Source organism: Aurantimonas sp. A3-2-R12 (genome assembly GCF_036016755.1).
Lineage (GTDB): Bacteria > Pseudomonadota > Alphaproteobacteria > Rhizobiales > Rhizobiaceae > Aurantimonas > Aurantimonas coralicida_A.
Genome location: NZ_JAYXIH010000021.1, coordinates 51,039 through 67,424, shown reverse-complemented (window position 1 = coordinate 67,424; position 16,386 = coordinate 51,039). Strand labels below are relative to the sequence as shown.

12 protein-coding genes are annotated in these 16,386 nt (G+C 63.7%); 2 read left to right on the top strand and 10 right to left on the bottom strand.

Going from position 1 to position 16,386, the window contains the following annotated elements:
* The first annotated feature begins 672 nt into the window (after positions 1 to 672).
* On the top strand, positions 673 to 2,682 hold the full coding sequence (gene tkt, locus VSX60_RS12635) for a transketolase (protein WP_327624559.1): 2,010 nt from the start codon (positions 673 to 675) through the stop codon (positions 2,680 to 2,682).
* Between the two features lie 144 nt (positions 2,683 to 2,826).
* Here tkt and VSX60_RS12630 read toward each other — a convergent pair whose 3' ends face one another.
* The 7 genes from VSX60_RS12630 to VSX60_RS12600 all read right to left on the bottom strand — a co-directional run bounded on the left by VSX60_RS12630 (position 2,827) and on the right by VSX60_RS12600 (position 8,228).
* On the bottom strand, positions 2,827 to 4,239 hold the full coding sequence (locus VSX60_RS12630; protein ID WP_327624558.1) for a multicopper oxidase family protein: 1,413 nt from the start codon (positions 4,237 to 4,239) through the stop codon (positions 2,827 to 2,829).
* Positions 4,240 to 4,364: 125 nt separating this feature from the next.
* On the bottom strand, positions 4,365 to 4,832 hold the full coding sequence (locus tag VSX60_RS12625) for a c-type cytochrome (RefSeq protein WP_327624557.1): 468 nt from the start codon (positions 4,830 to 4,832) through the stop codon (positions 4,365 to 4,367).
* Between the two features lie 67 nt (positions 4,833 to 4,899).
* On the bottom strand, positions 4,900 to 5,589 hold the full coding sequence (locus VSX60_RS12620) for a L,D-transpeptidase (protein ID WP_327624556.1): 690 nt from the start codon (positions 5,587 to 5,589) through the stop codon (positions 4,900 to 4,902).
* Positions 5,590 to 5,650: 61 nt separating this feature from the next.
* Positions 5,651 to 5,959, bottom strand: a complete 309-nt coding sequence (locus tag VSX60_RS12615; protein ID WP_327624555.1) for a hypothetical protein — start codon at positions 5,957 to 5,959, stop codon at positions 5,651 to 5,653.
* A 209-nt stretch (positions 5,960 to 6,168) separates the two neighbouring features.
* Entirely contained in the window at positions 6,169 to 6,657 is a 489-nt protein-coding gene (locus VSX60_RS12610; protein ID WP_327624554.1) for a cupredoxin domain-containing protein, read from the bottom strand.
* A gap of 240 nt (positions 6,658 to 6,897) precedes the next feature.
* Positions 6,898 to 7,266 carry a hypothetical protein gene (locus tag VSX60_RS12605; protein ID WP_327624553.1) on the bottom strand — a complete coding sequence of 123 codons (369 nt, stop codon included), beginning with the start codon at positions 7,264 to 7,266 and terminating at the stop codon, positions 6,898 to 6,900.
* A 197-nt stretch (positions 7,267 to 7,463) separates the two neighbouring features.
* Positions 7,464 to 8,228: a hypothetical protein gene (locus tag VSX60_RS12600; protein WP_327624552.1), complete on the bottom strand. Its 765-nt coding sequence runs from the start codon at positions 8,226 to 8,228 to the stop codon at positions 7,464 to 7,466.
* Positions 8,229 to 8,941: 713 nt separating this feature from the next.
* Between VSX60_RS12600 and VSX60_RS12595 the strand changes: the two genes are divergently transcribed.
* Complete coding sequence (locus VSX60_RS12595; RefSeq protein ID WP_327624551.1) at positions 8,942 to 10,288, top strand: UDP-glucose dehydrogenase family protein; 1,347 nt, start codon at positions 8,942 to 8,944, stop codon at positions 10,286 to 10,288.
* Positions 10,289 to 10,334: 46 nt separating this feature from the next.
* Here VSX60_RS12595 and VSX60_RS12590 read toward each other — a convergent pair whose 3' ends face one another.
* From VSX60_RS12590 to VSX60_RS12580, 3 genes are all read right to left on the bottom strand, one after another.
* The gene (locus VSX60_RS12590) at positions 10,335 to 12,275 is read right to left on the bottom strand and encodes a polysaccharide biosynthesis protein (protein WP_327624550.1); all 1,941 of its coding nucleotides are present in this window, start codon (positions 12,273 to 12,275) and stop codon (positions 10,335 to 10,337) included.
* A gap of 263 nt (positions 12,276 to 12,538) precedes the next feature.
* Positions 12,539 to 13,213, bottom strand: a complete 675-nt coding sequence (locus VSX60_RS12585) for a GntR family transcriptional regulator (protein WP_327624549.1) — start codon at positions 13,211 to 13,213, stop codon at positions 12,539 to 12,541.
* Between the two features lie 95 nt (positions 13,214 to 13,308).
* Positions 13,309 to 16,248: an FAD-binding and (Fe-S)-binding domain-containing protein gene (locus tag VSX60_RS12580; protein ID WP_327624578.1), complete on the bottom strand. Its 2,940-nt coding sequence runs from the start codon at positions 16,246 to 16,248 to the stop codon at positions 13,309 to 13,311.
* Between the last annotated feature and the right edge of the window lie 138 nt (positions 16,249 to 16,386).

Genomic DNA, 16,386 nt, shown 5'->3' with positions numbered 1-16,386 from the left:
CCTTACGCGGCACCATAGTTTGCGCTTCACTCACGCAGATCGATTTTTCCCAAGATCATCACGCGGTGATCGTACGATTTATTCGACACGGACGCCCGCCAAACTCAGAAAAGGCGCCGCCCCCGGAAGCTCCCAGTCTGCACTAACGCACGAGCGGGCATTCGGTTTCAACAAATATAGCCGGCTACGTTTTGGTTGGGTGGTTCGGAGGTGCGAAAGCCGATTTGACGTCCGACCGCGCAGCCACCGATTGGGCACATGGGCCGATGCGTAGAGGGCTTCTGGCGAACCGCCGAAGCGCCGCCTGCGATGGCGTGAAAACATCGCGACCGGCCCCTCGATTGTCGATCGGAATTCCGTTCGCCATCGGTCGCGCCGACCTGTTCGATCGCAAGCCGCCGAGGCGCAGAGGGCATGTAATCACAAGTTTTTTTAGTGTTCGCATGATCAATATTTAGCGGCACCTGGAATTGAAAAACGGGCGCAGGCCGTGCATTAGGTCTTCTGCGCTCTGGTGGCGGAGGCAGGCTGTCGCGCCGGCGGGCCGATGTCTCAACCCCCTCACCTGCTGGCGCTCTTGAGATGCAGCAAGGCTGCGGTGTGCATGCGAAGCCCCCCGGCCGGACGAACGAGCCGCGAAGCCGCTCCAGCGGATTCCACAAGGAGAGACCGATGCAGGATTCAGCCGAGATGGCCGCGGCCACGGACGCCACCACCCTCCGCCACATGGCGAATGCTATCCGGTTCCTGTCGATGGATGCGGTGGAGGCAGCCAAATCCGGCCATCCCGGCATGCCAATGGGCATGGCGGACGCAGCCACGGTGCTGTTCAGCCGGTTCATGAAATTCGATCCCGCCCGCCCCGACTGGCCGGATCGCGACCGCTTCGTCCTTTCCGCCGGCCACGGCTCGATGCTGCTCTATTCGGTCCTGCATCTGACCGGCTACGCAGACTTTCCCATCGACGAATTGAAGCGCTTTCGCCAGATCGGCTCGAAGACCGCCGGCCATCCCGAATTCGGCCACGGCGCCGGTATCGAGACGACCACCGGACCGCTCGGCCAGGGCCTGGCCACCGCTGTCGGCATGGCGCTCGGCGAGCGCATCCTGAACGCCCGCTTCGGTTCGGACCTGTGCGAGCACTACACCTACACGATCGCCGGTGACGGCTGCCTGATGGAGGGCGTCAGCCAGGAGGCGATCTCGCTCGCCGGCCATCTCAAACTGAACAAGCTGATCGTCTTGTGGGACGACAATCACATCACCATCGACGGCTCCACCGACCTGTCGACGTCGGAGGACATGAAGACGCGTTTCGAGGCCGCCGGCTGGAACACGCTGGCCGCCGACGGCCACGATCCGGAAGCCGTCGCGGAGGCGATCGAAGCGGCGCGGACGTCGGACCGCCCGACGATGATCGCCTGCCGCACGACGATCGGCTACGGCGCCGGCAAGAAGGCCGGCACCTCAGGCATCCACGGCTCGCCGGTCGGCGCCGAGGGCATCGCTTATGCCCGCGACACCCTGTCCTGGAACCACGAACCGTTCGTCCTGCCCGACGACGTCACCGATTTCTGGAAAGCGGTCGGCGGGCGCGGTGCGTCCGAGGCCGACGCCTGGGCCGATCGTCTGGCCAAGGCGGAATCGCAAAAGGCCGCCGACTGGAAGCGCGTGATGGCGGACGGGTTCGACGGCGACGCGGCCGCGATCCTCGCCGAGGTCAAGATCCAGCTTGCCGGGGAAAAGAGCGTCGCCACCCGCAAGGCCAGCCAGACGGTGATCGACGCCCTGACCGCGAAATCGATGAAGCTGATTGGCGGCTCGGCGGATCTGTCGGGCTCAAACCTGACCAAGGCCGGAGCGGCCAAGCCGATCTCGACCGAGGATTACACCGGCAACTACATCTATTACGGCGTGCGCGAGCACGGCATGGCCGCGCTGATGAACGGCCTGTCGCTACACGGCGGCTTCGTGCCCTTCGGCGGCACCTTCCTGTGCTTCACCGACTACGCCCGCCCGGCGATGCGCCTGTCGGCGCTGATGGGGCTGCCGGTGATCTACGTCATGACCCATGATTCGATCGGCCAGGGCGAGGACGGCCCGACGCACCAGCCGATCGAGCATCTGGCTTCGCTGCGGGCGATGCCGAACATGAATGTCTTCCGCCCCGCCGACGGGGTCGAGACGGCCGAGTGCTGGGAATTGGCGCTGACCGCGAAGGCCACGCCCTCGACTCTCGTGCTGACGCGCCAGGGCGTGCCAACGCTGCGGGCGGACGGGGCCAAGGAGAACCGCTCGGCCAAGGGCGCCTATGTCATCGCCGCGGCTGACGGCAACCGCGACGTGACCATCCTCGCCACCGGCTCCGAAGTCGGCCTGGCCGTGGAAGCGAAGGCGCTTCTCGCCGACAGTGGCATCTCCGCCGCCGTCGTGTCGATGCCCTCATGGGAGTTGTTCCAGGCGCAGCCCAAAGCCTATCGCGACGAGGTGCTCGGTTCGGCGCCCCGCGTCGCCGTCGAAGCCGCCAGCCCGTTCGGCTGGGCGCGCTATGTGGAGAGCGAGGACGATGTCGTCGGGATGACGAGTTTCGGCGCCTCGGCGCCCGGCCCCGACGTCTACGAACACTTCAACATCACCCCCGCCGCCGTCGCCGAGAAGGCGCGGGCAAAACTCGGCCGTTGATCAGCGCGAAAAACTCGATCGAGAACCACGGCAACATTCTCCATCGGCCGTAAATCGGTCGGGCGAAGCGGCGGATTCAACGCGCGCGGGCCCCTTGCCGGAAGCCGGCGCGGCGCTCTCCGAGTCGATAGCGGGGGCAAGCGTCTATGCCACCTCGAACCAGGTCTTCATGCCGGCGACCTGATGTTCGAGCATATGGCAATGCAAAAGCCATTTGCCCGGATTGGACGCCTCAAGCGCGACCTCAATCGTCTCCATCGGCGCGTTGAGCACGGTATCGCGCCAGTCGCCGTTCGGATCGGCCTTGCCGTCGCGGGTCAGCACCTTGAAGTGGTGACCGTGCAGATGCATCGCATGCGGCCAGCGTGTGTCGTTGAAGATCGTCAGCTTGACCGTCTGCCCTGCCGAGGCGCGAAACAGCGGTTCGTCCATGTCGCCGGCCACGCCATTGAAGGCCCAGACGCGTCGCAGCTTCACCAGCTCCTCGAAACCGCGCTCACGTCCCCCGACCATCGCCCGTTCCATCGAGCCCATGGCGCCGCCTGACATGTCGAGCCGGACGTCGAGGGCTTTGTCCATGTCCAGCGCGTGGCGCATGGTTTCCGCCAGCGGCTGGATGTCGCCCGGTTTTGCGGGCAGCGCCGCCTGATCGTCATAGACGAGATCGGCGGCATCGATCCAGGCCCGGTCCGCATAGACCTTGATGGGAACGCGCGCGCCGGGTTCGGCCTGACAATCCACGACCACGTCGGCGCGCTGCGCCGGGGCGAGGACGACCACATCGTCCTTAAGCCCGCGGGGCGCGACAGGATGGCCGTCGACGGCGATCAGGCGTGGGGCAAACCCTTCGAGCGAGACCCCCAGGATGCGGGCATTGGCACCGTTGATCAGGCGCAGCCGGATGCGTTCGCCGGCTCTGACAGGCAATTCGGGTCCGACGGTGCCGTTGACCGTCACGACATTGCCGATGCGCCCGCCATGCCCCCAATCCATGAGGCTGCCGAGGCTATCCTCGTCGAAACTGCCGTCCTTGGTCAGTCGCCAGTCATCGATGAACAACGTCAATTCGCGATCGGCGCCGCGCCAGGGCTCCGGCTCCTCGACGATCAGCGGGCCGCTCAGGCCACGCGCCATCTGCTCCCAGGAACGGTCATGGCTGTGATACCAGAAGGTACCGGCGTCCGGCGCGACGAAGTCATAGTCGAAGCGGGCACCCGCCGGGACCGCATCCTGGGTCAGGCCAGCGGCGCCGTCCATGGCGTTGTCGATCCGGATGCCATGCCAGTGCACGGCCGTCGATTGCGGCAGGTCGTTGACAAGGCTGCGTCGGACCCGCTCGCCGGCCTTGACGCGGATCGCCTCGCCCGGTGTGGCGCCATTATAGGCCCAGACCTTGGTCGGACCGAACGAGTCGGCGGGCAGAAGCTGCGCCACTCCAGGAGCCGCGCGCAGTTCCGGCAAGGGTTCGGCCGCGGACGCGGCACGGATCGCGGCCGGCGTGAGTGCCGATCCGGCGAGAGCAGCCGTACCCAGCATGAAGCGGCGTCGGGAGATCATGGGTATCCTCGAAAATTCAGGCCGTTGCGGCATAAGAAATCGGCCGGAGCGGCGCGGCGCTCCGGAGAGAGACACCGATTATAACATCGATGGCGGACACCCCAATCAGGGATGCCCACCGTCGATCATTTACTTTTCGCCCGCGCGGCGTTCAACGAATCGTGGCGGGTGCGGATTTCTTCGGGCCAGGTCGACTTGATGTAGGACAGCACCGCGACGATCTCCTCATCGCTCAGCATGTCCTCATAGGCCGGCATCGCCGACTCATAGTCACCACCGACGACAGCCGCCGGCCCCAGCTTGGTCAGCCGGAACAGGGTCTCGTCGTCGTGGTGCCAGGTATGACCGCTTTCGTCGTGCGGCGGCGCCGGCATCAGGCCGTCGGGACCGGGAGAGCGCCAGTCCGGCTGCCCCTTCAGGTTCTCGCCATGGCAGGAGGCGCAGTTCGCCGCGTAGAGCGACTGCCCTTGCGCCACCACGGCCGCGTCAGCGGGGCGCAACAGCCCCGCCTCCCCGACGCCAGGAAGCGCCATGACGGTCCACAAGCCGACTCCCGCCGCAATGATTGCGGCGAGGATGAGCCCCCACCGCATCATCGGGCAAACCACCAGACAAAGCGGTCGACCGCTTCGGCGCCATGCCACGGGAGCAGGTGCGCCATCACACCAGCCCTTCCGGTTCCTTCGCCGCGCGAACCAGCACCGTCGTACCTTCGGGCACGCGGTCGTAGAGATCGATGATCTCGTGGTTCAGCAGCCGGACGCAGCCGGAAGACACGGCGCGACCGATCGAATTGGCCTCCGGCGAACCGTGGATGCGGTACAGCGTGTCCCTGTCGTTCTGGAAGAGATAGAGCGCCCGCGCGCCGAGCGGATTGTCCAGCCCGGGTTGCTGGCCGCCATTTGCGGCGGAATATTTCTCCAGTTCCGGCTGGCGGGCGATCATCTCCGTCGGCGGCGTCCAGGTCGGCCAGTGGCGCTTGTACTGGATCGTCGCCTTGCCCGACCAGGCAAAGCCGGCACGCCCAATGCCAACCCCGTAGCGCAAAGCCTTCCCGCCCTCCTGGACGAGGTAGAGGAAGCGCTCGCCTGGATCGACGACGAGGGTTCCGGGAACCTCTCCCGTGGGGTCGTCGACGAGCTGACGCCAATATTGCGGCGCGACCACACCCGGTGGAACCGCCGGGATCGGATAGGGCTCGGTGGAGATTGGCCCGTAGGAAAGCGGATAGGCCGGAACCGGGGCGGGTTTCGGGGCCGGCGCAACCGGTGGCGGCGAGGTGACACAGCCGCTGACAGCCAATGCCGTCGCGGACAGGCCGGCGCCGAGGATAGCGCGTCGTGTAAGCATAGGGATAATCCTGATTCAATAGAATTTGCGGCCGAGTACGATCGGCCGGAGACGGCGAGAATCAGGCTCTAGGCGGTTTCGTCAGGGGACGCGGCGTCCGTGATCGCCCCTGGAGATCGACAGTTCGCTTGTGAAAGGCGCGATCGCTGCCGGCGGCCAAGACGGCGGGCGAGAGAATAGCGATCAGATCTACCACACAGCGGCTGGACTGCTGGCCTTTCGCCGCCATGCCGCAACGCTTGCCCGCATTGCTCCACGCGCGCGCCGTCGCGCCGCTCGCCTCCGGGATCGAGATATCGATCGCCGGTGCCAGCACCATGCCATAGGCGGGCGTCAGCAAGATCGGCAAAATCAAAAGGAGCGTCAACAAGAACCGCATCATAGCCAGTGTCTAATTCATCATCCCGTCGAATTGAAGGCGCGGAAATACAACGCTGCGTGATAATTCGGCGACCGCTGCAGACTGGCGATCCTTTTGAACCGCGGGCCCGCCGGAGAATTCACCGGGCCCGCGGTATTTCTTGCGCGGCGTCCGGCGTCGGCCGGCCTGGGCCGCGCAACGCCGAAGCGGGCGCGAACCTATTTCGCCGCGACGATCAACGGACCGTGCATGCCCATTTCGTAATGCCCCGGAATCAGGCAGGCGAACTCGAACTTGCCGGTCTTGGTGAAGGTCCAGACGATATCGCCGTCCTCGCCCTCGTCCAACCGGATGGCATTGGCGTCGGCATGTTTCATGTCCGCGGACATGGCCATCTCGCCCTTGTGCTTCTGGTTCGCCTTCGGCGTACCGATGACGAACTCGTGCTCGAGCACGCCTTCGTTCTCGATCGTGAAGCGGATCGTCCGACCCTTCGTCACTTCGATCCTGGAGGGCTCGAAGATCATGTCGCCGTCCTCGGTCTCCAGCATGGTGATTTCGATGGTCCGGTCGACAGCGTCGGCCTTGCCGGGCTTGCCGACGGCCATTTCCTTGTTGTCACCGCCGGCATGCGTTCCGCCGGCAAACGCCGGGGCGGCAATGACCGTGGATGCGAAAGCGGCGGCGATGATCAGTTTGTTCAACATAGGTCGTTCCTCGTTACTCACTTGGGATGTGCCTTCCGATCTACGGCCGTCAGCGGCCGAAGCGTTTTCCGCCACGCGGTGTCTGCACCGCGCGGATCTGGAAGGAGTGCTGATAGTCGAAGGTTCAGGGATGCCGACCGGAATCCAGCGCCGGCCCGCGCTCAGGCGGATCGGCTTTGCAGCCGAAAGCCATCGAAAGCGATCGGATGCGACATGGCCACAGGAGGCGGCATCGAGATGTCAGACCCGTGGAGGTCTGACGCCCGTGTCGACCGGTCGACCGATCAGCTCCGTGACGTGAGAGGGAATGCGAGCCTTGGGCAACTCGGCGCCCGTCGCTCCATAAGCCAGAGCGACGTATTTGACCGGACAGTCGCTACTGCATGAGCTGTCCGTCGCGCCATGCTCGCCGGCGAGGGCTACCGCCGAGTTGGTCACACCGTGTCCTTGATCGCCGTCAACGGAAAGCGCGGCGTTCCATGAGGCGACGTGACGATAGGTCGGAGCCGCTCCCGCAGGTGCGAACTGCGACAACAAAACCGTCAGCGTCACCAGGACCGCGGTCAGCAGTCTGATGGTCGCTCGCTGCGGGTTCGTCGATCGCGTCATGCTCTTCCCGGTAACAACTTCAGCATAATCCGTCGATCCTGAAATCTTGAATAGATTTGGAGAGACATCTCGATGCCGTGTTGCAAGCACGTCGGCATGACATCCGTTCCGAGGATTTGTCGGAACGGATGGATTTCATCGAAAAGTGGCCATTGTCAGACTGCGAACTTTCAGAAGATGGTATCCTCGCTCTGGCCTCAGCCCTCGCGATACCACTTGTCGTAGTCCCAGGTCTTCGGCGCCCATTCGTTCTGGCCGAAATTGGGCTCGTGCGGCGCCACCACAGTGTGCGACACGATCTCGTCGAATTCCTTCTGATCCAGGCCGACATATTCGAGGAAAATGTCCAGCGACGGCGGTTTGCGGCCTTCGAACTTGTCGACGAGTTCCTGGCCGCGCTCCTTGGTGATGCGGCCGTTGCGCAGGTCGAGGGCGACCATCTGGCTGACCCGGCTATAGCCGCGCTTGAGATATTTGATGTAGTCGCGCATGCCCTGCATGAAGCATTCGATCTTCTCGTAAGGATATTCCTCCCACGGCATGCCCTCGACCTGATCGCCCTTCCAGCCGAGTTCTTCTTGGATTAGCCCGACATTCTTCTTCACATCCCAGGGAATGTAGGAGCCCAGGCAGACGGATTCGTAACGAAGCCGCTTAAGATCGCGCAACTTCGGATAGGTGTAGGGAAGCAGGTCACGCGGATCGAGATCGAAATCGCCCTTGATCATGCCGTACATGTCCTCGGCGGTGATGCCGAGATTGACGAAGCGGTTGAACCGCGTCTCGTCGACCTGCTCGATCTCGTCCTCGGCATAGTCGTAATACTGGGTGTATTCCGACGAGGGCTCGCCCCAGAAGACCAGCGGCACGTTGAACTTGATGGCCATATGCATCGGGTAGGAGAAGATGCCGGTGTGGCAGTGCCAGCAGAAATCGCCCTTGCGGCGGAGCGATTCCAGCATCAACCGCTTCACCACGCGCCAGTTTGGTGTGAAGTTCAGGACGTCGACGCCGAGCTTCTTGAAGGTGCGAGTCTTCGGTATTGGACAAGAAAAGACGGGCCTAAAAGCCTACGCCTCTCAAAACGGACCTGGATAATTCAAAAATGAGATGGCGGACAAGCAGGACATGGCCCCAAAGAACCAAACATTCCGCCTCGGCCGACCTGGCACGAACGGCGCCGTTCATTTCCCTTCATCGACCTTGGTCTGCGGCTATGAGCGCTCTCAGGCTTTTCCATCGAAACGGCCACTGGGCGCTATCGTGAGGGAAATTCCGCTGCGCTATTTATTCAAAGCCGCTCTAATTCACGCAACGCGGCCTGTAAAGCGCGAAAACGAATGAGCCAGGCGCTGTCCTCACCAACCTTGGCAAGTCCGAACACCCAGGCGGAGGACTAACCTGTTGCCACCTCCGCTGCAAGGAAGCCGGCACGGCCAGTCCGCCGGCCCGGCGCTGCCATATGTGGCGCCGATGGTCGAGACACGGCAGGCTGGTCCCGCAGGTTGGTATTACCCACTGCAATCCCTTCGTCGCATCGCGATGAATGGGCTCATTCGAGACTCCGGGACGTCCGGCCGGAAGTATGTTTTCTGTTGCCCTTCGAGCCTTCGGGCTGTTTATCCGGGAGGCTCTTTTTTCGGCTCGCCTTGAACCCTGGACTTGGACATAGCGCATGATGATCACGGTGATTGGTAGCGGCTATGTCGGGCTGGTGGCCGGCGCCTGTTTTGCCGATCTCGGCAACGACGTCATTTGCGTCGACACCGACCCCGCCAAGATCGACATGCTGCGACGCGGCCAGGTGCCGATTTTCGAGCCGGGTCTGGAGCCGCTGCTGCAGCGCGGCCGACAGTCCGGACGGCTGGAATTTACCACCGATTACGACCTAGCCGTCGGCCGCAGCAACATCTTCCTGATAGCCGTCGGGACGCCTCCCGACGAAGACGGCAGCGCCGATTTGCGCCATGTCCTGTCCGCCGCCGCGGCGATCGGCGATCGGCTGACGCAAAAAGCGGTGATCGTCAACAAATCGACGGTTCCGGTGGAGACCGCGGCGAAGGTCGAGGCGGTGATCGCCGCGAGGCTCCGGTCCCGTGGCGTCGATGTGGAGTTCTCGGTGGTGAGCAACCCTGAATTCCTCAAGGAAGGGGCTGCCATCGCGGATTTCACCCGTCCGGATCGCATCATCATCGGGAGTTCCGATGCGTGGGCGACCGAGATCATGCGCAACCTGTACGCGCCTCTCAATCGTCGCCAGGACAAGATCATCGTCATGGATCCGCGGAGTGCGGAACTGACCAAATACGCGGCGAATGCGATGTTGGCGACGCGCATCAGCTTCATGAACGAACTGGCGCACCTTGCGGAAGCCGTGGGAGCGGACATCGAAGCGGTGCGGCGCGGCATCGGAAGCGATCCCCGCATCGGCCTTCGGTTCCTTTATCCCGGCTGCGGATATGGTGGTAGCTGCTTCCCCAAGGACGCGCGCGCGCTGATCAGCATGGGCACGGACCGTGACGTGCCGCTGCGCGTCATGCGGGCGGTAGAAGAGGCCAACGAACGCCAGAAGCACGCGCTGTTCGAAAAGCTCGCCGCCTTTTACGACGGCGAGACGAATCTGCAAGGCAAGACGATCGCGCTCTGGGGGCTGTCATTCAAGCCCGATACGGATGACATGCGCGAAGCGCCCAGTCGCGTACTGGTGGCGGACTTGCTGTCCCATGGCGCTCAGGTGCGCGCCTACGATCCAGCGGCGATGACACAGACACGGCAGATTTTCGCGGATGCTTCGCGGCTCACCCTGTGTCCCAGCGCCGCCGATGCTCTGGAGGGGAGCGATGCCCTTGCCATCGTGACCGAATGGCGCGAGTTCCGCAGCCCCGATTTCGGCGAAATCGCGTCGCTGTTGAAGGACAAGGTGATCTTCGACGGACGCAACATGTACGAGCGTAGCGTGACCGATGCCGCCGGGCTTGCCTATTTCGATATCGGACGAAATCCCGTCGCCCGCCGGGAGTAGAGAGAACCGCGCAGGTCTCGGCGGCCCCCCGGCGATGAACCCGGCCTCAACGATCGTGAAGGTCGGATTTGTCGTAACCGGCAGCGGTGAGAGCGACGTGTTCGGCCGGGTGCACCTGCGGACCGCCCTGCATCATGGCGAGCACCTCCTTGCCGGGGCTGAATTCGGTGACGGTCGCCTTCAATAGACGCAGGGCTCCCGCGACGTCATTGACGTCGATCAGACGCCGCATCTCGTCGAAGATACGCACGATGACGCCGCGCTCGATTGCGCGCGGGAACGCCACGAGAATTCCGTCGATATCCGTCTGCGCCAACGTCTCGCGGGAATCGAACAGCTCCTCATAAAGCTTTTCGCCCGGCCGCAAGCCCGTATAGACGATGTTGACGTCGATATCCGGCCGCAAGCCGGAGAGACGAATGACATTGCGCGCGAGATCGGCGATCTTCACCGCGGCACCCATGTCGACCACGAAGATCCGCCCCCGTTCCTCGGGGTCCTCCAGGCTATGGGCGGCCGATTGCAGCACCAGAAGGCAGGCTTCCGGTATCGTCATGAAGTAACGTTCGATCTCCGGATGGGTGACCGTCAGCGGTCCACCGGCCTTCAATTGCTTTTCGAAAAGCGGAACGACCGAGCCGGCCGAGCCGAGGACATTGCCGAAGCGGACGGTGACGAAACGCGTTCCGGCCTTATCGGAACCCAGATCCATCGCCTGGCAGAACATCTCCGCCATGCGCTTGCTGGCGCCCATGACATTCGCCGGATTGACGGCCTTGTCAGTCGAGATCATGACCACCGCGCCCACCTTGGCGCGCATCGCGGCCTCCGCCACGTTGCGGGTCCCGATGGTATTGGTGAACAGTCCTTCGAGCGGCTGCGCTTCGACGATCGGAACATGCTTCAGTGCCGCGGCGTGAAAAATGACGTCCGGCCGGTGCGCATCGACAATGCGGGCGATCGCCTCCTTCTCACGCACGTTGCACAACAGCGGATGCAGGGCGTATTGGGGGTTGCCTCGACGCAGTTCGCCGTCGATCGCGTAAAGCAGGTACTCACTGGCATCCACAAGGATCAGGCTGGCCGGTTCCAGGGCGACGATCTGACGGACGAGTTCCGATCCGATCGAACCGCCCGCTCCGGTGATCAATATCTTCTGGCCCTTGATCATCGTCGCCATTTTCGGAACGTCCAGGCGTAGCGGCTTGCGCTGCAACAAATCCTCCAGCTTGATCGGGCGGACTTCCACTTCCGCGCCGACTTCGCGCAGGTCGAGAACCTTGGGCAAGCGCAGCATCTCCAGACGATGCTCGCTGGCGATGTCGATCAAATCCTGAATCCGCGCGTGGCGCTCGAAGTCCTCGCGCGTTCGCGTCAGGATCAAGGCTTCGGGCCGGCGCCCCCGTCGATCGAACCGCCGGATGATCTGCGGCAGTTTCTCCATCCCCCCCAGTACCGGAACGCCGCGAATGAACCGGCCGGTGCGGCGTCCCCGCTCGTCGATGATCGCCAGAACATCGAAGGATTGTCCGCTTCGTTCCGCGATGGTCTTCAAGAATGTCTCGGTGTTATCGCCGGCGCCGATCAGCAAAACGCGCTTGGCCGAGCCGCCGTCCCTGTCCCGGGCGCGGCGCGTATCCCGCCAGTTGCGATAGACCCGATAGACGGCGCGTGGCGTCGCCAGCAAGACGATCAGAAACGCCCATGCGATAATCATCGACGAGCGCGGGATCGCCTCCAGCCGCACCAGCAGGAAATGCGCGACGATGAAAATCGCAACCGAGATTGTAGCCGCCTTGATGATCGCCACGAGATCCGGGAGCGAGGCGTAGCGCCAGACCCCCCGGTTCATCCCGAGCACGAATCCGACGATGCCAACGACTGCGCCAAAAACAAGCGTCGCAAGGCCATATTCCAGCAGGTTGGAAAGGACCCTATCCAGATCCAGCCTCAGGACCAGAGCCAGAAACAGCGCCGCGCCTCCCATGACGGCATCATGGACTAAGGCTATACCTCGAATGAAAAGCATTCGAGAGACGTGACTTGAACTTGCCATAACAACCATCCACCCGCAGTGGAAATTTAAAGGATTAAGAGTTTCTTACCCAAAAAATCCGTCGAGGGATAGGCTGAGCCCCCCAACCCCAGACGAGATCAGCATAGCATGCTTCATGGCTAGAATTCGGCTCGGCGCCAAGTCGGCCGTATCACAGCCACCACCCGCTCGGGCGAGCAGCTGACCGAGGTGGTTCATTCGTCGATTATCGCCACCAGGGTCTGGAGCTTGAACTGAAGGTGCTCCTTCATCAAACGGCCGAGAAGAGGGGCGTCCCGCCTCGCAAGCGCGGCATGGATGACCTCGTGTTCCCGCGTCGCGGCGAGCCAGCGCTCGGGTGTCAGATTGGCTTGATAGCGCGCCCGGTAGACACGCCGCGCCACCATGGCGTGATGCTGGATGAGAGTGGGGTTGCCGGCGGCCGTGAGTATGGCCGCGTGGATCGCCTGGTTGATCTCGAAATAGGTGGGGCGATCCTGCATTTCGTGGCTTTCGCGAAGACGGCGTGTCAGTTCGCCGATCGCCGCAATATCCTCATCCGAGGCTCGTTCGGCCGCCAGTTCGCCGGCCAGGCCTTCCAGCACCGCGATCAACGGGAACAGTTCCGCCAGTTCCGACAGGGTCTGCCGCGCCACGACGGCACCCCGGTTCGGGACGAGTTGCACGAACCCCTCGTGCGCCAAAACCTTCAAGGCCTCACGAACCGGCGTGCGCGACACGCCAAAACGTTCGGTCAGTGCTTTCTCAGGCACTTTCTCGCCGCCCTTCAGCTCGCCTTCCATGATCATCCGCCGCATCCGGTCGGTCAGTTCGACCGCCAGCGCGGGACGCGTCAGGAAGCCTTCGGGGTTCAGGTCGGCAAGGCTCATGTCTCATTGTCCTGCGTCAGTATAGCGATCCGCCAACAGGCCGTCGCGCTTGATCTCGGTCCCACCGCAGCCCACGGCGGACGGGATGTCTGCTGCTACGCCGCCGCGAGCGGCCGGTCCAGCGCGCCGGCGAGAACCTCGGCGACATGAACCGCCTTTCGGCCTGCACCGTCGGTGATCTGGTGGCGACAGGAGGTGCCGTCCGCGACGATGATCGCATCCTCCGACGCACTTCGCACGGCTGGCAACAAGGACAACTCGCCCATCGCCAACGACACGTCGATCGTCTTGGCATCGTAGCCGAAAGCGCCGGCCATGCCGCAACATGAAGATTCGATCACCTCAAGATCGAGGTTCGGAATCAGCCGCAACGCGCCTTCGACCGCCGACATCGCGCCGAACGCCTTTTGGTGGCAGTGTCCGTGCAGGTAGGCCTTTCGGTCCAGCAGTCCGAGCGGCAAGGACAGGCGGCCAGCCCGGTTTTCGCGGACCAGAAACTCCTCGAACAGCATCGCGCCGGCGGCAACGGATTCGGCGTCCTCTCCGGGCACCAGCGCCAAGAATTCGTCGCGCAGCGTCAGGATGCAGGACGGCTCGAGACCGACAATCGTCCGCCCCGCCCGCACATGCGGTAGCAGCGCTGCGATCGTACGCCGCGCCTCCTCCCTGGCTCGATCCGCCATGCCCGCCGCGAGGTAGGTCCGGCCGCAGCACAGCGGCCGCTCGCCAATGCCGAGACTGGCGGTCGCAACGCTGTAGCCGCCTGCTTCGAGGACCTTCACTGCAGCACGCAGCGTCTCGGGGTCGAACCAGCGGCCGAAGGTGTCGGCGAAAAGAACCACACCACGTTCGCCCGCTCGCGGCAGCGGCTCGCCCCGATCCCCCTCCCCGTCGCGGAACCAATCGCGCCGAAAGATCGGAAGCGTCCTGCGGCGGGAGAAACCGAACAAGCGCTCCGACAGCGCGGCAAACCCGGGAATGCGATCGCGCAGCGCCAGCAATCCCGTCAGCCGCGCAGCCACCGGCGCATAACGCGGTAGCTCGGCGATCAATCGATCCTTCAGCGAAAAGCCCTTGGCCTTCCCGCGCTGGTAGAGCACTTCCGCTTTCATTTTGGCCATGTCGACGCCGGTCGGACATTCGCGGCGGCAGGCCTTGCAGGAAACACAGAGCTTGAGCGTCTCGGCCATGTCGTCGGAGGCCAACGCATCGGGGCCGAGTTGCCCCGACAGCGCCAGGCGCAGGGTGTTGGCACGCCCGCGCGTCACGTCGTTCTCGTTTCGGGTGACGCGGTAGCTCGGGCACATGACGGCCCCAGCCATCTTCCGGCAGGCGCCGTTGTTGTTGCACATCTCGACGGCCCCTTGGAGCCCGCCGGCCGCTCCCGGCCAGTCCGACCAGTCAAAGGCCGTCGTGATATCCTCGACCGCGTAGCCTGGCGGGTATCGCATCAGGCTGCGGTCATCCATCTTCGGCGGATGGACGATCTTGCCGGAATTGAGCAACCCGGACGGGTCGAAAATGGCCTTCACCTCCTCGAAGGCGCGCACGATGCGCGCGCCGAACATCTGCTCGTGGAATTCCGAGCGGACGATGCCGTCGCCGTGTTCGCCGGAATGCGAGCCCTTGTATTCGCGCACCATCGCGAAGGCCTCCTCGGCGATCGCCCGCATGGTGGCCACGTCCTTGTCCAGCTTGACATTCAAGACCGGACGCACGTGCAGGCAACCCTCTGAGGCGTGGGCGTACCAGGTGCCGCGCGTGCCATGCCGCTCGAAGATCGCCGTCAGCCGATCGGTATAGTCGGCGAGATGTTCCAGCGGCACCGCACAATCCTCGACGAAAGACACCGGTTTGCCCGCCTCCTTCATCGACATCATGATGTTGAGGCCGGAGGCGCGCAGGTCGGCGATAGCGGCCTGCAGCTTGGCGTCCTTGACCGCAACGACACCGCCTTCTTGTTCGCCTCCCTTACCGAAACCGTAGCCGAGACCGCTCATGACGTCCCGCAGCGCTTCGATGCTGCGTTCGTTCTCGTCCGCCTCGTCGGCGAATTCGACGAGGAGCAGCGCCGCCGGATCGCCTTCGACGAAAGCTTCCAGCGTCGGCACGAACATGTCGATCCGCCGGGCGAGCGCGATCATGGTCGAATCGACGAGTTCGACCGAGGTGGGTTTCAGCGCGACGATGTGCTGCGCGGCGTCCATCGCCGCCCGGAAGGTAGGGAAATGGCAGGCGCCGAGCAGTTTGGTGGTCTTCGGCAGCGGCGACAGAGCGATCTCGATGGCCGTCGAAATTCCCAACGTGCCCTCGGAGCCGACGAGGAGATGGGCGAGATTGATCGGCTCGGCGGCCGGCATCAGCGCGTCCAGATTATAACCGCCGACCCGCCGCTGGACCTTCGGGAACCGCGCTTCGATCTCGGCGGCCTCGCGCCGGCCGAGCGCCAGCATGGCGGCGACGAGATCGCGCGGCGGCTCATCCGAGGCGCCCTGGTCGAGGCGGGCGAAGCGGCCCCTGGTTCCGTCGGCGAGGATCGCGTCGATGGCGATGACGTTGTCGCGCATGGTGCCATAACGCAGCGAACGCGAGCCGCAGGAATTGTTGCCGGCCATGCCACCGATCGTCGCCCGCGAAGCGGTGGAAACATCGACCGGGAACCACAGGCCATGCGGTTTCAGGAGCCGGTTGAGGTCGTCCAGCACGATGCCGGGCTCAACCACCGCGCGACGGCCTTCGACGTCCAGTTCCAGGAGACGGTTGAGGTATTTCGAAGTGTCGACGACGAGCCCGGAATTCACCGTCTGGCCGCATTGCGACGTGCCGCCGCCCCGCATCGTCAGCGGCAGTCCCTCCTCGCGGGCCGCGTCGAGCGCGGCGGCGACATCGTCCGTCGTCTTCGCCACCACCACGCCGGCCGGCATGATCTGGTAGATCGAGGCGTCGGTCGCGTAGCGCCCGCGAGAAAAACGATCGAACAGCACCTCCCCGGCGATTTCTTTCGACAGCCTGCGGGACAGGCCCGGCCGGATCATCTCACCCACGATTTCGGATCTCCACTGCGGGAAAGCGCCATTCGCCGCTTGACAGAAATAATGAATTCATAATTCAATATGACCGCAATTAAGATGTGCCGGCAAGAGCGCATCGCAGGAAAGGGATCGGATGCGGCA